Genomic DNA, 16,353 nt, shown 5'->3' with positions numbered 1-16,353 from the left:
GCGGCACGGAACTCTCCGATCACGCCGTCTTGCGAACCTAATACACCGGACCCACATGCCTTCCGTGAAAGCAGTCCGCTCCCCCGTCCTTCGCTTCGGCCAGTTGGTGCTCGGGATAGTGTTGATCCCTGAGTGCGCCCTTGCTCGCGCCGCTGCCGGGGCCTGCGGGTATCTTCCTGTTCGCGGGCGGGATGGTCCTCGTCCTGCGCAATTCGCGCTGGGCACGGCTCAAATGGGCGCGGCTGAAGCGGCGCTGGCCACGGACCGGGCATTTCGTCGATCGGATGATGCGGCGGCAGAGCGCGATGCGACGGCATGAGCGTGCCAAGGCTGCCAAAAACACGACCGTTACGACGGGTGCGAATTGACTTACCGCCGCCCTTTCCGTAAGCGCCCAGCCATCAAGGCCGTCCCCGTGGCGGCCGTTTTCTATTTGATGACCTAGGGAATGACCAATGAAGCGGACCTTTCAGCCGAGCAACCTGGTACGCGCACGCCGTCACGGCTTCCGCGCACGGATGGCGACGGTCGGCGGCCGGGCAGTGATCCACGCACGCCGCGCACGCGGTCGCAAGAAGCTGTCGGCCTAACCATTCTAGACAAACGCCGCGATTTTCTCGCGGCGAATGCGGGGAAGCGCGCACCGATGCCGGGATTCGTCCTGCTCATGCGCCCCCCGCGATGACGGTGACGAGACGATGCGAATCGGCTTCACCGTCACCAAGAAGATTGGCAACGCCGTCGTCCGGAACCGCATGAAACGGCGGTTGCGGGCGCTGGCGCGTGAGCTGTTGGCGGAGCGCGGCGTTGCCGGGGCTGACCATGTGTTGATCGGGCGCAACGGCGGGGTCGAGCGGGATTACGCGTTATTGCGCACCGAGCTCGGCAAGGCGTTCCGCAAGGTTACGCCGCAAGCTGTTGACACGCCAGCAGGTAAGGTTGCCACTCTCGCGAACACCACCACCCCGGCGAAGGCCGGGGCCCAGGTGGGAAAGCGGCCGTGATGCAGCGCAGCCTTTTGTTAGCTACGTCCCCCAACTGGGCCCCGGCCTCCGCCGGGGTGGTACTTGGGTTTGGGTGGCGCGGTGCAGAACGGGCGATTGCCCCCGCCCCTTGTTCTCCCGCGAAGGCGGGAGCCCATACTGGGTCCCCGCCTTCGCGGGGAAACACTCTAAGGGTCTCCGAGGCTCGGCCACATTATGCTAGCCCGCCTCCTCATCCTCCTTGCCCGCGCGTGGCAACTCGGTCCCTCGCTCGTCCTGCCATCGAGTTGCCGCTACGATCCTTCGTGTTCCGCCTATGCAATCGAGGCCGTTGGGCGCTATGGCGCGCTCAAGGGGGGCTGGTTGGCGGCGAAGCGTATCGCGCGTTGCCATCCGTGGGGCGGGTACGGACCTGACCCGGTCCCTGACCCAGTCGCCGATAACGACAAGAAACTGAAAGACGCCGCCCTGTGAAAGACGACAAGCAGAATTTCGTGCTGTTCGCGGTGATCGCGGCGCTGATCCTGTTCGGATGGCCGCTGATCCAGGGCAAGTTCTTCCCGACCGCGAATCCGCCGGTCACGCGGATCGAGGGCGGCAAGACCAAGGCCGTTGCGAACCCCGCAGCCGATCCGGCCGCAGACGGAGCTGCGGCGATCGGCGATCGCAACGCCGTGATCGCGAGCACCCCGCGTATCCGCATCGAGACGCCGCGCGTGTCCGGTTCGATCAACCTGAAGGGCGCGCGGATCGACGATCTCGTGCTCAAGGGCTATGATGAGACCGTCGCGAAGAACTCGCCGCCGATCCGCCTGCTGTCGCCCGCTGGCGCACCCGACGCCTATTTCGCAAGCTTCGGCTGGCGCGCGCAGGGCCTGACCCCGCCCGCCGCCGACGCCGTCTGGACGCCCTCGGGCGCGACAACGCTGACGCCGACCACGCCGGTCACGCTCGACGCGACCAACGCCACCGGCCAGCGCTTCCGAATCCAGATCGCGGTCGACCAGGATTACATGTTCACGGTCCGCCAGACCGTCCTCAACGCCGGCACCGCGCCCGTCCCCGTCGCCACCTATGGCCTCGTCAACCGGGTCGGCATCTCGAAGGATCCGTCGTCGATGACGATCCATGTCGGGCCGATGTCGGTCGACAATGGCGGCGCGCATTACCGTCCGAACTACAAGGACATCGACGAGGCCGCGCAGAAGTTCACTACGACCGGCGGCTGGCTCGGCTTCACCGACAAATACTGGCTGACCGCGATCATCCCAGACCAGGGCCAGGCGTTCGACGGCCAGTTCCGCGCCGGCGCCAACAAGGCGTACCAGGCCGATTACGCGCTCCAGCCCAAACAGGTCGCACCCGGCCAGTCGATCACGCAGGTCTCGCGCTTCTTCGCCGGCGCCAAGGAAGTCCGGCTGCTCGATCGCTACACCGATCAGGCCGGCGGCGTTGCCAAGCTCGATTACGCGATCGACTGGGGCTGGTTCCGGATCGTCGAGAAGCCGATCTTCTACTATCTCGACTGGCTGTTCCGCATGGTCGGCAACTTCGGCGTCGCGATCATCCTGCTGACCGTGACGATCCGCGGCCTGCTGTTCCCGATCGCCCAGCGCCAGTTCAAGTCGATGGCCGCGATGCGCGCCGTCCAGCCGAAAATGAAGCTGCTGCAGGAGAAGTATAAGGACGACAAGGTCCGCATGCAGCAGGAAGTGATGGCGCTGTACAAGGCGGAGAAGGTCAATCCACTCGCCGGTTGCGCCCCGACGCTGCTCCAGATCCCGATCATGTATGCGCTGTACAAGGTGCTGATGCTGACGATCGAGATGCGTCACCAGCCGTTCGTCGCGTGGATCAAGGATCTGTCCGCGCCCGATCCGCTGACGCCGCTCAACCTGTTCGGCCTGCTGCCGTTCACGCCGCCGCACATGATCGCGATCGGTGTCGTGCCGATCATCCTGGGCATCAGCATGTACTTCCAGTTCAAGCTGAACCCGACGCCGATGGACGATACGCAGAAGCAGGTCTTCAAGCTGCTGCCATGGGTGCTGATGTTCGTCATGGCGCCGTTCGCGGTCGGCCTCCAGGTGTACTGGATCACGTCGAACTGCCTGACGATCATCCAACAGAAGCTGCTCTACGCCCGCCATCCGGGCCTGAAAGTGCCGGTGACCAAGTGAACGACGTTCCCAACTTAGGTTCCGATCTCGAGCAGACCGACGCGCCGTTTACGCCGGAGATGCTGGAGCATGCGCGGAAGCTGTTCGCGGGGCATGTGGGCTTCCTGAAGTCGGCGCCGACGCTTGAGTTCCTGCCCGATGCGTCGGTGCCGGAAGTAGCGTTCGCCGGTCGCTCGAACGTCGGCAAGTCGTCGCTGTTGAACGCGCTGACCGGGCGCAATTCGATGGCGCGCACGTCGAACACGCCGGGCCGCACGCAGGAGCTGAACTTCTTCGACGTCGGAGCGCCGCTCGCGTTTCGCCTGGTCGACATGCCCGGCTACGGGTTCGCCAAGGCGCCCAAGGACGTCGTCAAGAAATGGCGTTTCCTGATCAACGATTTCCTCCGCGGGCGTGACGTGTTGAAGCGCGCGCTCGTGCTGATCGACTCGCGCCACGGCATCAAGGACGTCGACCGCGAGATCCTCGAGATGCTCGACAAGGCCGCGGTCAGCTACCGCATGGTCCTGACCAAGGCGGACAAGATCAAGGCGTCCGAACTGGTCGACGTCACCGAGCGCACCGCGATCGAGGCGCGCAAGCGTCCGGCCGCACATCCCGACATCCTCGTCACGTCCAGCGAGTACGGCATGGGCATTCCCGAACTCCGCGCGGCCGTCGTCGAAGCGGTCAGCTAACGGCATAGTCTGCAGACTCCGGGCCCTTCCTACCCCGTCATAATGGCGATGGCAGGTGACGCTGGCGGGTATACTGCCAGCCGCACCGTCAAAATCTGCCGACATCGGATCAATCTTCGATTTCCTGCTAGCATCGTACGGCGAATTCCGTAGCCTCCGTCGAACGGGTGGAGATTAGGCAATGCGGGCACGGTTCGGGACAATGCTGGCGATAGCTGCGATGCTGTCGGGCTGCGGAGGTAGCGACGGCAATACGAACTCGACCGGTGGTGGTACCGGTGGTGCTATTGGCGTTACGCCGACACCCACGCCGACCGCAACCGCGGGATGTTCGTTGCGCGAACGCCAGGACTGGGCTTCGGCGCAGATTCGCGAATGGTATCTGTTGCCCGATACGCTGCCTGCGACCTTGAGCCCTGCGGGGTACACGACGGTCGATAGCTATATCGACGCGCTGACCGCGACCGCTCGAGCGCAGCGCAAGGATCGGTTCTTCACCTACCTGACGTCGATCAAGGAAGAGAACGCCTATTACGCCTCGGGATCGAGCGCTGGTTTCGGCATTCGGTTCGCGCTCGACCAGACCGGCCAGCGGCTCTTCGCGGCGGGAATCGTTCGAGGGCGCTCCTGCCCTTGCCGCCGGGATCGACCGCGGTGCCGAGATCCTCGCGATCGGTACGACATCGAGCAATCTGCGGACCGTCAGTGCCATCATCACTGCCGAGGGCACGGCCGGGCTGACCACCGCATTCGGTCCTGACACGACCGGTACGGCGCGCGTTTTTCGTGTCTCGGACGCTGCCGGTACACGGGACGTGACCGTCACCAAGGCCGACTTCTCACTGTTGCCGGTCTCGTCGCGGTACGGCGCGAAGATCATCGAGGATAGCGGTCAGCGCGTTGGTTACATCAACTTGCGCACGTTCATCTCCACGGCCGAACCCGCGCTGAAAACAGCGTTCGCGAATTTCCGTGCGCAGGGCGTGACGAAGGTCATCATCGACCTGCGCTACAATGGCGGTGGTCTTGTCGCGACGTCGGAGTATCTCGGCGACCTCCTTGGCGGGGGGCGATCAACGTCCGAGGTGTTCGACTATACGACGTTCCGCACGGAGAAGGCCTCGAACAACGAGACGCGGTTCTTCGCACCACAACCCGAGTCGATCGCGCCGACGCGGATCGCATTCATCGGCAGCGGCGGCACCGCATCGGCGAGCGAACTTTTGATCAATGCCTTCACACCGTATCTCCACGGCAATTCGGCGCTGATCGGAACCAATACCTACGGCAAGCCCGTCGGGCAGATCGCTCTCGACAAGCCCGCCTGCGACGATCGTCTGCGTGTGATCGCGTTCGCGACGCAGAACGCGGCGCGCAACGGCAATTACTTCGATGGCCTCGCGTCGACCGTGGAAGCGACCTGTCGCGCGACCGACGATATCGGCTTCCCACTTGGCGACGCACGCGAGGCGTCCACGCGTCGCGCGCTCGATTTCCTGGCGGGCCGCACCTGCTCGGCGATCACCAGCGATGTCAGCGCGCAGTCGGCAAGAACCACCGCGAGCACCCGTCAGGACCTGCTGATCCCCGCAGCGCCGACCACCGCGCAACGTATGGTCCCCGGTTCGTTCTGAAGCCAGCGACTGAGACCGTGAAACCGCGGCTATAGCGGGCGTCGTCCTACGGCAGGGCGACGCTCGTCGTTCGTTACCGTTCAGCCAAACGAAAGCCGATCCAGCCGACGAGGGTCGCTTGTTCCCCCGTATGTGATACGCGTTCGCCGACCATGAATGACGTTTCGATTGCAACTAACCCGCGGCTGCCCGCCGACATCCACCGCGGGGCGCTGCCCGCACACGACAGCGTGCCCGATTATGGATGGTGGATCGGAGGTGGGATGATCCTCAGCCTGGCGATGTTGACGGTGATGATGCATGTCGCGGGCCTATCGATCGACCCGTACGACGCCGACAACATGCCATTCTACGTAAGCGGCGTCGTCCTGCTGGCGTTGCGCTTCGGCCTTCGCGACCGCCCCTGGCGTCATGCGCGCGCGGTCGCAGACTGCGCCGAGTATTACGGCGTCTTCACCCTGCTGGCACTGATGGGCGCGGTGGCGAGCTACCCGGTCGCGGCGCTGACGCATGGGTTCCACGATGCAGCACTCCAGCGGATCGATGCGCTGCTGCATTTCGACTGGCTCGCATGGTATCGGCTTGTAGCAGAGACCCCGGTCCTGCAAACGCTTGGTCTAGCGGCATATCGCAGCATCTACCTGACGCCCGCGATCCTGTTCGCGACCTTTGCCTACACAGGTGACCGCGTCGCCGCGCACCGGTTCCTCGCGACGTTCTGGCTGACCGCGATCGGCACGCTGATCCCTCTACGCCTTCATGCCGGCGATCGGTCCGTTCTCGTATCTGTGGCATCAACCAATCGCCTATATGCCCGAGAGCGAACAATGGCAGCATGGGCTGATACCTGCACTCCGCGATCACAGCGTGCGGGTGGTCGACCTTGGCCATCTGCGCGGCATCGTATCAGCGCCAAGCTTCCACGCCGCCGCCGCGACGCTTTACATCAACGCCGCGTGGCGCCTGCCGCGGCTGCGCTGGCCGGTGCTTGCCCTGAACACGGCTATGCTGCTGTCGACGCCCGTCGAGGGTACGCACTATCTGATCGACATCCTGCTTGGCACGATCGTCGCGCTGGCGGCGATCGCGACACTGCATCACCTCATGCCACGCAGCACCGCGTGTCGAGCCAGCGCCAACGGCGTTGCCGCGACCCGCCTGCCCCGCTAGTCCACACCCCATGAAACTGATCATCGGCAACAAGGCCTATTCGTCCTGGTCGCTTCGCGGCTGGCTCGCCTGCAAGCAATCCGGTCTCCCCTTCGAGGAGGTGGTCGTGCCGATGTACGATTCCGACTGGGAAAAGCGCCGCTCAGGCGACGAGTTCGCGCCGTCGTCCGGCAAGGTGCCGATCCTGTGGGACGGCGACGCGGTGGTATGGGACAGTCTGGCGATCGTCGACTATCTCGCGGACAAGGTCGGGCGCGAGCGCTTCTGGCCCGAGGACAATGCTGCGCGCGCGATGGCGCGGTCGATGGCGGCTGAGATGCATTCGAGCTTTGCCGCGCTGCGTCGCAAGCACAGCATGAACGTGCGCCAGGTGTTTCCTGCGCAGACGCCCGAAGACGACGTGCTTCTCGAATTGCAGCGGGTTATGGAAATTTGGGCGCAGGCACGCGCACGCTTCGGTGGCGGGGGCGATTTTCTATTCGGCCAGTTCGGCGCGGCGGACATCATGTTTGCGCCGTTGGTGACGAGGATCGTCACGTACCAGCTGCCGATCGCGCGGTTTGCGGCGGGGTATATGCAGGCGATGTTCGAGCATCCGTTCATGCAGGACTGGATCGCGGCGGCGCAGGAAGAGGAATGGGTCCTCGAGCAATTCGAGCAGCCGGTGCCCGCGACCGCATGATCGATCCCGTCGCGCTCGCGCAGGCGCTGCTCCGCGCGGATAGCGTCACGCCTGCGCGGGGTGCGGTGTTCGATGTGCTGGAGATGGCGCTACTCCCGCTCGGGTTTGCGATCGATCGGTTCACGGTCGGCGAGGCACCCGACGGCCCGGTCGAGAATCTGCTGGCCGTGCGCGGCGATGGACCGCGGCATCTGGCATTTGCCGGCCATGTTGACGTCGTCCCCCCCGGCGAAGGCTGGACCGGGTCGCCCTGGTCCGGCGAGCTTCGCGACGGGTTGCTCTACGGCCGCGGCGCGGGTCGATATGAAGGGCGCGGTTGCTGCCTTCGTCGCAGCCGCGAGCCGGAGCGATGCCGGGACGCTGTCGCTGATCATCACCGGGGATGAAGAGGGACCCGCGACGTACGGGACCGTCGCGCTGATGGAGCGGATGGCGTCGCGCGGCGTCGTGCCCGACCTGTGCCTGGTCGGCGAACCCACCTCGACCGCGCGGCTCGGCGACATGGTGAAGATCGGGCGGCGCGGCTCGGTCAACATCTGGATCGCCGTGCCGGGGCGGCAGGGGCATGTCGCCTATCCCCATCTCGCCGACAACCCGATCCCCCGGTTGATCGCGATCATCGGGGAGATCGAAGGCATCGTGCTCGACGAAGGCACCGACTGGTTCCAGCCGTCGAACATCGAGGTTACCGACATCACCGTTGGCAACCCGGCGCACAATGTCATCCCGGCCAAAGCCTCGGCCCGGCTCAGCATCCGGTTCAACGATCAGCACCGCGGGGCGGACCTCATCGAGCGTATCCGCGCGATCGCCGAGCGTCATGCGCCGCGCGTAGTGGTGACGGGGAAGGTCTCGGGCGAAGCGTTTCTGACCGAGCCGGGCGCTTTCTCGACGCTGTTGTCGGAGGCCATCGTGGGCGCGACCGGGGTCACCCCGGAACTGTCGACCACCGGGGGCACGTCCGATGCGCGCTTCCTGTCGAAGCTTTGCCCTGTGGTGGAGTTCGGGTTGATCAATGCGACGATGCACAAGGTCGATGAGGCGGTTGCGGTCGAGGATTTGCGGACGCTCACGGATATCTACGCGGACGTGATCGCGCGGGCGCTCGACTAGCGCCCCCTCCCTGGAAGGGGGTGGTTGGGGGCGGATGAGGCCGCTTGAGCCGCACCGTACGCAGTCGCGGAAGCCGACCCACCCCCTGCCCCTCCCTTCCAGGGAGGGGGGAAGTAGATGTGCTCCGATGTGCTCAAACTCACCGGCATGGCGATCAGCCCACGATTACCAAACTGAGGTAACAATCGTTAGGCCCGGACCTCGCGAATCCAAACCCAGAGCTAGTCCCGTCCGCGCCTCAGGACGATGTACAGTGCGCCCTGCCCGCCATGCCGCGGATGCGCGCCGCGCACCGCGGCGATCGAGTCCGCATGCCGCGAGCCGGCCAGCCAGTCGGTGACTGCGGACCGGATGGCGCCTCTCGCGTGCGGACGTTCGCTTTCGGGGCGGGGCGGCTTGCCCGTCACCAGCAGCAACACACGGTCGCCGCGAGCGATAGCCCGTCCCAGGCCGACGTCGAGCAGTGCATGGGCGGACGCCAGCGTGTGGCCATGCAGGTCGATCGAGCTGTCTGGACTTACTACACCGCGCGTGAGCCTCTTGTCCCAGCCGCCATCTAGCGTGTTGGCCGTGATCGGTTTGGCTACAGGCCGCGCGACTACCGGCTTAGCCCCCGCCCTCGCGGCGTACGGCGTGACCACGGTACGGACTAGCGGCTTTACCCGCCCCATTGGCGCAGGCGGTGCGGGCACGATCTTGCCGTTGGGACCTATGAGCGGCTTGGGTGGAGGCGGCAGCGGCGGCGCGCGCTCCGGGATACGCACGGCGACCGCGCGCATCGGACGCACGCTCGCCATCACGCGCGCCCAGAGCTGCGCCTCATCAGGGGTTGAGCGGACGGCCCGCCATATCGCGCCCCATTCGCTTGGCCGTTCAGGCGCGCCACGGTGCCGATCGGCAGCAGCAGGTACGCGGTGCCACGTCCGGCCATGCCGCCAGCGGTCGCTTCGGCCGCCGCGCCCGCACCCCAGAACGTGTCGAAACGATTACTGCCCTTAATCGCGCCGCCGGTATCCTGCGCAATCCACAAGCCGCTCGCGCCCTGCCGGTCGAGCGACAAGAACACCGGCGCGCCGAGCGGCACGAACTTGACGTCGGCGGCGGCGCTAACCTGCCCAGTGACCGGCAGGCCGAGCGCCCCCTAGGGGTGCGCCCTCGAGTTCGCGGAAGAACACGAAGCTCTTGTTCTCGCGCATGATCGCCTGCCCCTCGGCCGGGTGTGCGTGGAGCCATGCAACGATGCCCTGCATCGAGGTCTGGCCCGGCTGGAGCAGCCCGCGGGACTTCATCAGAGCTCCGATACCGGTATAGTCGCGGCCGTTCTGCGTCGCATACCCGATCCGCAGGATCTCGCCGTCGGGCAACCGCAGCCGCCCCGAGCCCTGAATCTGAAGGAAGAACAACTCGACCGGATCGCGCGCCCAGGCGAGGATCGGTGCCTTGCCCGATAGCGCGCCCTGCTCGATCGCCGTGCGATCGTAATAGGGCACCAAGTTGCTGCGATCGACGCGACCGCGCACCTTCTTACCCTTCAGACTGGTCGAGAATGCGCCGAGATCGACGTCGATGAGGTCGTTCGGACGCGCATAGATCGGCGCATAGCCGTCACGTCGCTCCAGCGAACCGGCGATCTCGGGCTCGTAATAGCCCGTCGCGAACGCCTTGCCGTCGCCGATCTGTGCGGCCTCAAACCATTGCGCGAAGAATGTCCGAGCATTGCGGCGATCGGTCGATGCCGCCGCGGTACAGGCCGGCTGCCAATCCGCGCCGCGCGTCAGCCCTGACGTGTCGTTACGGCGCACCAGCGACGGACAACTCGTGACGAACGCCGCGAACGCCGCCTGCGCCTGCGCATCGTCGATCGGAAGGCTCGCGATCGGTGGACCGGGGATTACGCCCGCAGCGGCGGCATTCACAGGTTCGACCGCTGGGACGACCGGTGATGCTAGCATCGGCACAGCGCCGACGATCCGCGCCGGCGACTGGATACCGCGAATGTTCGGGGATGCGCCGGTATCGCGCGACGGATGCACGCGAACGGGTTCGCTTGGTCGGTCATCCGACCGATCATCTGTCCGGTCCACCGGTGGCGGACCCGACCGTGGCGGTTCGACACCACCGACGCACGCGCTCAACAGCGTCGCCATCAGCATCGGCAGTCCCAGACCGCCGAGCCCTTCCCCATGCCCCGAGCCATCAGGCTTCGTCGGTGTCCGCAAGCTTCCAGTTCGGATCGCTGCTCTTCAGCGTCCGCGCGAACGTCCAGACGTCGTGCGTCTCGACCGCGTCGGTCAGCGACCCGGCAAGGACATTGCCCTCAGCATCGCGGGTCACTGCAGCAATATCCGCGTCGAACCGGACCGTGATACGCGCCTCGCGACCCGTCAGGCTGGCGTCGGCGATCAGCGCGCGCTCGATCGACACGAGACGGTTGTCGAGCACTTCACCAGCCTCACGGCGCGCTTCGATCGCTTCCACGAACGCCGCGCGGACATCGTCGACCGCGAGATCGGCCAGTGCGTCCTCATCACCCTTCCAGAAGGCTTCGAGCACCATGCGGTACGCAGCCTGCGCGCCTTCGAGAAAGCGCGCGACGTCGAAACCGGGCTCGCCGGCGACGATCGCCCGCAGACCGGGCTCGGCCTTGGTCTCCAGGTTGCGATTGGCGACTTCGCGCGCATCCGGAACCGCTTCGACGGTTCGCGGCACGGCGGCGAGCGCAGGACGGTCCTCGGCCGCCCGCGGCAAGGGCTGCTCATGCCCTGTCCGCTTGCCGAGCACGCTGTAGAGTCGCATCGCCAAGAAGCCTGCAACCATCGCGAGAAGAACTACGTAAAACAACCGTGCCTCCGATCTTCGCTTCAACATAGGGCAAACCCGCAGCTATTCAAACCCGCGCCCGTTGAAACGCCCCTTCGGCACTGCTACTCGCACCACCTCGATCGAACAGAACGCGCAAGCGGTCCGCTTCGGTCCCAATTTTCCGCTTATTCTCTAAGGACACGACGAATGGATGATCAGGACAACGGCTTCACCACGCCCGACCAGGCTCTCGCGAACGGTGAAGACACGGTCCCCGCTGCCGGGCTGATCTCGCAATACGTCAAGGACCTGTCGTTCGAGAACCCGAACGCACCGGCCGTCTACCAGAACCAGACGCCGCCGGCGATCGACGTGCAGTTCAACATCGGCGCGGCGCAGGTCGGCGACGAAGTGCACGAGGTCGTGCTGAAGATCGACGTCCGCGCCGAGAGCGAGGGGCAGGTCGCGTTCATCGTCGATCTTTCGTACGCGGGCCTATTCGGGCTGCGCAACATCCCGGCGGAGCATGTCCAGCCGTTCCTGCTGGGCGAGGCCCCGCGCCTGCTGTTCCCGTTCGCACGCCGCGTACTGTCGGATGCAGTGCGTGACGGTGGTTTCCCGCCGCTGCTGCTCGAGCCGATCGACTTCTCACAGCTGTATCTCCAGCAGTCCGAGCAGCAGGGCATCCAGCCCAACGTCGGCGATTTCGGCCAGGCCTGAGCGACGTGGGGGCGGAGCGCGCTTAGATGAATCTTACCAAGGCGCTGGGATCGGTCGGCGGGCTGACGCTTGCCAGCCGCGTCCTGGGGCTGATGCGCGACTCGCTGTTCGCGCGGTTCGTCGGCGCCGGGTTCGCGTCCGACGCATTCCTGATCGCGTTCCGCCTCCCCAACATGTTCCGCGCGCTGTTCGCGGAGGGCGCGTTCTCGGCCGCGTTCATCCCGATGTTCAACCGGAAGGTCGGCGACAAGGATGGCCGCGGGCTGCCCGACGGGATCGCATTCGCCGAGGATGCGCTGTCCGTGCTGTTACCGACGCTGATCCTGATGACGGTGCTGTTCGAGCTCGCGGCGTGGCCGATGACGTGGCTGCTGACCTTCGGGTTCAATGGCGCGAGCGCTGAGCGGTTCGACTATGTCGTCCACCTGTCACGGATCATGCTGCCCTACCTGCCGCTGATCAGCCTCGTGTCGCTGCTCGGCGGCATCCTCAATTCACTGCACAAATTCTGGATCAATGCGGCTGCGCCAATCCTGCTCAATGCGACGTTGATTGCAGCGCTGCTGCTGTTCCACGAACACCAGCCGCTGCTGACCGCGCGCAACCAGGCGATCGCGGTGACGATATCGGGTGCGTTGCAGCTCGGATGGCTGATCTACGCGTGCCGGGCGTCGGGCGTGAAGCTTCGGCTGAAGCGTCCTCAGCTCAATCCCGACGTGAAGAAGCTCATGTCGCTGATCTGGCCCGCCGCCGCCGGCGCGGGCGCGGTGCAGATCAACCTCGTCGTCTCGACCGCGCTCGCTGCTGCGTTGCTGCCGGCGGGGTCGGTTTCGTACATCTATTTTGCCGACCGCCTGAACCAGCTCCCCGCTCGGGCTGATCGGCATAGGTCTCGGCACCGTCCTGCTCCCGACGATCTCGCGTCAACTCGGCCGCGGCGAGGATGCGGAGGCGATGGCGACGCAGAACCGTGGCATGGAGCTCGCGCTGTTCCTCACCCTCCCCGCGACGGTCGCGCTGATCGTGTGCGGCGTGCCGATCGTCGGCGCGCTGTTCCAGCACGGCAAGTTCGCGCTCGAGGACAGCGTGCTGACCGCGCAGGCCTTGGCCGCGTTCTCGATCGGGCTGCCGTCGTACATCCTCGTGAAGGTGCTGACGCCGGGCTATTACGCGCGCTCCGACACGCGCACGCCGGTGCGCTATGCGACGATGTCGATGGTCGTGAACCTCGTCCTCAACCTCGCCTTCATCAAGCCGCTGGGGCATATGGGCCCGCCGCTCGCCACCGCGATCGCGAGCACGGTCAACGTCGCGATGCTCTATCGCACGCTCGTCCGTCGCGGACATTTCACGCCCGACGCGCGGCTGCGACGGCGGACGTGGCGGCTGCTGGTGGCGGCGCTGATCATGGGGGTCGTGATGTTCTTCCTCAACGACCTGTTCCAGCCGTTCGTGACCGGCACCAGCATCCAGCGCTGGGGCGCCATGCTGGTGCTGGTTACCACCGGCGGCGTGGTCTATGCGATCGCGACACTGCTCACCGGCGCGTTCCGGCTGGGCGACATCTCCACGCTTCTGCGTCGTTCCAGATAGGTTTCTTCATGCGCGTTGTTTCCGGCATCAAGCCCACCGGTAATCTCCATCTCGGCAATTACCTGGGGGCGGTGAAGCAGTGGGTGACGCTGCAGGACGACGTCGCGGCGCAGGGCGGCGAGTCGATGTTCTTCATCGCCGATCTCCACGCGCCGACCGAATGGATCGCGCCGGCCGAGCTCTCGTCGCACACGATCGAGGTCGCCGCGACGATGATCGCGGCAGGGATCGATCCGGCGAAGTCGATCCTGTTCAACCAGGCGCGCGTGCCCGCGCATAGCGAGATGGCGTGGCTGCTTAACACGGTCGCGCGCGTCGGCTGGCTGAACCGGATGACGCAGTTCAAGGACAAGGCGGGCAAGAACCGCGAGGGCGCGAGCGTCGGACTGTACGATTACCCGGTGCTGATGGCGGCGGACGTGCTGCTCTACAACGCGACGCACGTGCCGGTCGGCGAGGACCAGAAGCAGCATCTCGAACTCGCGCGCGACATCGCGACGAAGTTCAACGGCGATTACGGCGTCGACCTGTTCACGCTGCCCGCGCCGCTGATCAGCAAGGCCGCGCCGCGGATCATGTCCTTGCGCGATGCGTCGGCTAAGATGTCGAAGTCGAACCCGTCCGAGCAGTCGGTGGTCAAGCTGATCGACAGCGACGACATGATCGCCGACAAGTTCCGCAAGGCGAAGACCGATCCCGACGTGCTGCCCGCGACCGTCGAAGAGTTGGGCGATCGGGCTGAGGCGCGTAACCTGCTGACGATCTACGCGGCGTTGGCGGATAGCGATGTGGCGACCGTGCTGGGCGAGTTCGGTGGCAAGGGCTTCGGCGCGTTCAAGCCTGCGCTGGCGGATCTGGCGGTGGCGAAGCTCGGGCCGATCCGTGACGAGATGGTACGGCTGCTCGATGACCGCAGCGCGGTGACGGCGGTGTTGCAGGCGGGGGCAGAGAAGGCACGCGCGTTGGCGGCACCGGTGCTGAAGCAGACGCAGGACGCAATGGGGTTGCAGGTTTAACGCGAACCGACCTGCCCCCCTCCCTGGAAAGGAGTGGTTGGGGGTGGGTCGGCTTCCGCAGTGTGGAACCGGTGTGGCTCAAACCGACCAACCCACCCCCAGCCCCTCCCTTCCAGGGAGGGGAGCAGAACTTAGTACGGACATCAGCGTGTTCCCCCCGCGAAGGCGGGGGTCCAGACTGGGCTCCCGCCTCCGCGGGAGACCATGAAAGCGTAGACTGACGTAGGCTGGCTTAGCCTTCGAGCTCGCGCATCAAGACGCGCACCGCAGCGTCGATGTCGCGGTCCGAGTCGCGCAGTTCCTCGATCTTACGAACCGCATGGATCACCGTCGAGTGATCGCGCCCGCCGAACTTGCGCCCGATCTCCGGCAGCGACCTCGTCGTCAGCCGCTTCGCCAGATACATCGCGATCTGCCGCGGCCGCGCGACAGCCCGAGCGCGCCGCGCCGAAATCAGATCGAGCGGCTTCAGTTCGAAATGCGCGGACACCAGCTTCTGGATCTCGTCGATCGTCACGCGCTTCTGTGCGCCTCGCAGCACCTCACCCAACGTCGCCACCGCGAAGTCGAGATCGATCGTATCGCCGGTCAGCTGGGCATACGCCACCACCCGGTTCAGCGCGCCCTCCAACTCGCGGATGTTCGCGTGGATGCGGCTGGCGAGCAGATCGAGCACGTCGGTCGGCACGCGCATGTCGGGCAGGTCGACCAGCTTCCGATCGAGGATCGTCCGCCGCAGCACCAGGTCGGGCGCCTTGATGTCCGCCACGAGACCGACCGACATCCGGCTGACGATCCGCGCCTCGACGCCTTCGAGCGCCTGCGGGCAGCGATCGGCGGAGATCACCAGCCGCTTGCCCGCCGCCATGATCTCGTTGACCGTGTGGAAGAATTCTTCCTGCGTCGCGTCCTTGCCGGCGATGAACTGGAGATCGTCGATCAGCAACAGGTCGGCACCGCGCAGGCGCTGCTTGAACGCATGCGTATCGCGCGCGCGCATCGACGCGACGAAGTCGTACATGAACCGCTCGGCGGACATGCACAGCACGATCGCGTGCGGGTTATGCTCGAGGAACGCATGGCCGATCGCGTGCATGAGGTGGGTCTTGCCCTGCCCCGTGCCGCTGTGGAGAAACAACGGGCTGAACCGCACCGGACCGGGCTCGGCGAGCACCTTGGCTGCGTTGAACGCGACCTTGTTGGACGGATCGACGACGAATCGCGCGAAGGTGTAGCGCGGATCGAGCGGCGGCCGTTCAGCGGGCACGCCGACCGGGGCCAACGTCACGACGGGCGCTGGCGCTGGCTTTAGCGACGGATCGACGCCGAACTTCATCGTCGCCTGCACAGGGTCGGCGACCGGCTTGGGAGCCGGCTTGGCTTCGACCGGTAGCGGATCGGCAACGGGCTTCGCGGGAATGGCGTCGGCCACCGGTTCGATCGCCAGCACGACGGCTGCGCGACCCGGTGCCCGGGTCTCGATCTGGACGGTACGGACGTTGGGCAGGATCTGCTTGAATTCGAGCACCAGCCGGTCGGCGTAGTGATTGCGGACCCAGTTGGTCATGAAAGCGGACGGCAGCGCGAGCCGGATCGTATCGCGGTCCTCGCCCGGGATCAGCTCGATCGGCTTCAACCACTGTTCGAACAGCCGCGCGCCGGCCGACTCGCGCAAGGATGCACGAACGCGGGCCCAGGCCTTTTCGGCCTCGCTCGCATGCGTCACAGATCCTTGCCACTTCGTCACGCGCACACTTCTCCGACCCCGCGAGATTGCTCGCGC

The 16,353-nt window shown here is 65.7% G+C and carries 12 protein-coding genes and 5 pseudogenes; 13 read left to right on the top strand and 4 right to left on the bottom strand.

Translation table 11 applies throughout. The features are described from left to right. Positions 1 to 140 precede the first annotated feature (140 nt). The 10 genes and pseudogenes from NHF48_RS19615 (at position 141) to dapE (ending at position 8,439) form a co-directional block, all read left to right on the top strand. Positions 141 to 368, top strand: coding sequence for a hypothetical protein (locus NHF48_RS19615; RefSeq protein WP_253072035.1), 228 nt, complete (start codon positions 141 to 143; stop codon positions 366 to 368). Positions 369 to 455: 87 nt separating this feature from the next. Continuing rightward, on the top strand, positions 456 to 590 hold the full coding sequence (rpmH, locus tag NHF48_RS19610) for a 50S ribosomal protein L34 (protein ID WP_031393806.1): 135 nt from the start codon (positions 456 to 458) through the stop codon (positions 588 to 590). A gap of 56 nt (positions 591 to 646) precedes the next feature. Next, positions 647 to 1,004: pseudogene (gene rnpA / locus NHF48_RS19605) on the top strand (ribonuclease P protein component). A gap of 195 nt (positions 1,005 to 1,199) precedes the next feature. After that, positions 1,200 to 1,457, top strand: coding sequence for a membrane protein insertion efficiency factor YidD (gene yidD / locus NHF48_RS19600; protein WP_253072034.1), 258 nt, complete (start codon positions 1,200 to 1,202; stop codon positions 1,455 to 1,457). Next, the gene (gene yidC, locus NHF48_RS19595; protein ID WP_253072033.1) at positions 1,454 to 3,163 is read left to right on the top strand and encodes a membrane protein insertase YidC; all 1,710 of its coding nucleotides are present in this window, start codon (positions 1,454 to 1,456) and stop codon (positions 3,161 to 3,163) included. Before yidD ends, yidC begins: the two co-directional genes overlap by 4 nt. Before the next feature lie 59 nt (positions 3,164 to 3,222). Next, on the top strand, positions 3,223 to 3,840 hold the full coding sequence (yihA, locus tag NHF48_RS19590) for a ribosome biogenesis GTP-binding protein YihA/YsxC (RefSeq protein ID WP_093399584.1): 618 nt from the start codon (positions 3,223 to 3,225) through the stop codon (positions 3,838 to 3,840). Positions 3,841 to 4,042: 202 nt separating this feature from the next. After that, positions 4,043 to 5,474, top strand: a pseudogene (locus tag NHF48_RS26200) (S41 family peptidase). A 152-nt stretch (positions 5,475 to 5,626) separates the two neighbouring features. Beyond that, positions 5,627 to 6,658: a phosphatase PAP2 family protein gene (locus NHF48_RS26195; protein WP_446741182.1), complete on the top strand. Its 1,032-nt coding sequence runs from the start codon at positions 5,627 to 5,629 to the stop codon at positions 6,656 to 6,658. Continuing rightward, on the top strand, positions 6,655 to 7,326 hold the full coding sequence (locus tag NHF48_RS19575) for a glutathione S-transferase (protein ID WP_253072032.1): 672 nt from the start codon (positions 6,655 to 6,657) through the stop codon (positions 7,324 to 7,326). Before NHF48_RS26195 ends, NHF48_RS19575 begins: the two co-directional genes overlap by 4 nt. After that, positions 7,323 to 8,439: pseudogene (dapE, locus tag NHF48_RS19570) on the top strand (succinyl-diaminopimelate desuccinylase). Before NHF48_RS19575 ends, dapE begins: the two are co-directional and overlap by 4 nt. Positions 8,440 to 8,660: 221 nt before the next feature. Here the strand turns inward: dapE and NHF48_RS19565 are convergent. The 3 genes and pseudogenes from NHF48_RS19565 to NHF48_RS19555 all read right to left on the bottom strand — a co-directional run bounded on the left by NHF48_RS19565 (position 8,661) and on the right by NHF48_RS19555 (position 11,280). Beyond that, positions 8,661 to 9,236 carry a Smr/MutS family protein gene (locus tag NHF48_RS19565; RefSeq protein ID WP_253072031.1) on the bottom strand — a complete coding sequence of 192 codons (576 nt, stop codon included), beginning with the start codon at positions 9,234 to 9,236 and terminating at the stop codon, positions 8,661 to 8,663. Then, positions 9,236 to 10,592: pseudogene (gene mltA, locus NHF48_RS19560) on the bottom strand (murein transglycosylase A). Before mltA ends, NHF48_RS19565 begins: the two are co-directional and overlap by 1 nt. Positions 10,593 to 10,635: 43 nt before the next feature. Next, positions 10,636 to 11,280 (bottom strand): Tim44/TimA family putative adaptor protein, encoded by a 645-nt coding sequence (locus NHF48_RS19555; protein WP_253072030.1) that lies wholly within the window; start codon positions 11,278 to 11,280, stop codon positions 10,636 to 10,638. A gap of 168 nt (positions 11,281 to 11,448) precedes the next feature. Between NHF48_RS19555 and secB the strand changes: the two genes are divergently transcribed. From secB to trpS, 3 genes and pseudogenes are all read left to right on the top strand, one after another. Continuing rightward, positions 11,449 to 11,961 carry a protein-export chaperone SecB gene (gene secB, locus NHF48_RS19550; RefSeq protein ID WP_253072029.1) on the top strand — a complete coding sequence of 171 codons (513 nt, stop codon included), beginning with the start codon at positions 11,449 to 11,451 and terminating at the stop codon, positions 11,959 to 11,961. A gap of 26 nt (positions 11,962 to 11,987) precedes the next feature. Beyond that, positions 11,988 to 13,554 (top strand): annotated as a pseudogene (gene murJ / locus NHF48_RS19545) (murein biosynthesis integral membrane protein MurJ). 8 nt (positions 13,555 to 13,562) lie between these two features. Continuing rightward, positions 13,563 to 14,570, top strand: a complete 1,008-nt coding sequence (gene trpS, locus NHF48_RS19540; protein ID WP_253072028.1) for a tryptophan--tRNA ligase — start codon at positions 13,563 to 13,565, stop codon at positions 14,568 to 14,570. Between the two features lie 232 nt (positions 14,571 to 14,802). Here trpS and dnaA read toward each other — a convergent pair whose 3' ends face one another. Then, positions 14,803 to 16,317, bottom strand: coding sequence for a chromosomal replication initiator protein DnaA (gene dnaA / locus NHF48_RS19535; protein ID WP_253072027.1), 1,515 nt, complete (start codon positions 16,315 to 16,317; stop codon positions 14,803 to 14,805). Between the last annotated feature and the right edge of the window lie 36 nt (positions 16,318 to 16,353).

The organism is Sphingomonas sp. H160509, assembly GCF_024124765.2.
Taxonomy (GTDB): Bacteria; Pseudomonadota; Alphaproteobacteria; order Sphingomonadales; family Sphingomonadaceae; genus Sphingomonas.
The sequence above is the reverse complement of the archived record's forward strand: the minus strand, read 5'-3'. Positions and strand labels throughout refer to the sequence as shown.

Bases quoted from the DNA above. Each gene is read 5' to 3' on its own strand.
- rpmH (WP_031393806.1), top strand. From the start codon at position 456: ATGAAGCGGACCTTTCAGCCGAGCAACCTGGTACGCGCACGCCGTCAC.
- yidD (WP_253072034.1), top strand. From the start codon at position 1,200: ATGCTAGCCCGCCTCCTCATCCTCCTTGCCCGCGCGTGGCAACTCGGT.
- yihA (WP_093399584.1), top strand. From the start codon at position 3,223: ATGCTGGAGCATGCGCGGAAGCTGTTCGCGGGGCATGTGGGCTTCCTG.
- NHF48_RS26195 (WP_446741182.1), top strand. From the start codon at position 5,627: ATGAATGACGTTTCGATTGCAACTAACCCGCGGCTGCCCGCCGACATC.
- NHF48_RS19575 (WP_253072032.1), top strand. From the start codon at position 6,655: ATGAAACTGATCATCGGCAACAAGGCCTATTCGTCCTGGTCGCTTCGC.
- NHF48_RS19565 (WP_253072031.1), bottom strand. From the start codon at position 9,236: ATGGCGAGCGTGCGTCCGATGCGCGCGGTCGCCGTGCGTATCCCGGAG.
- secB (WP_253072029.1), top strand. From the start codon at position 11,449: ATGGATGATCAGGACAACGGCTTCACCACGCCCGACCAGGCTCTCGCG.
- trpS (WP_253072028.1), top strand. From the start codon at position 13,563: ATGCGCGTTGTTTCCGGCATCAAGCCCACCGGTAATCTCCATCTCGGC.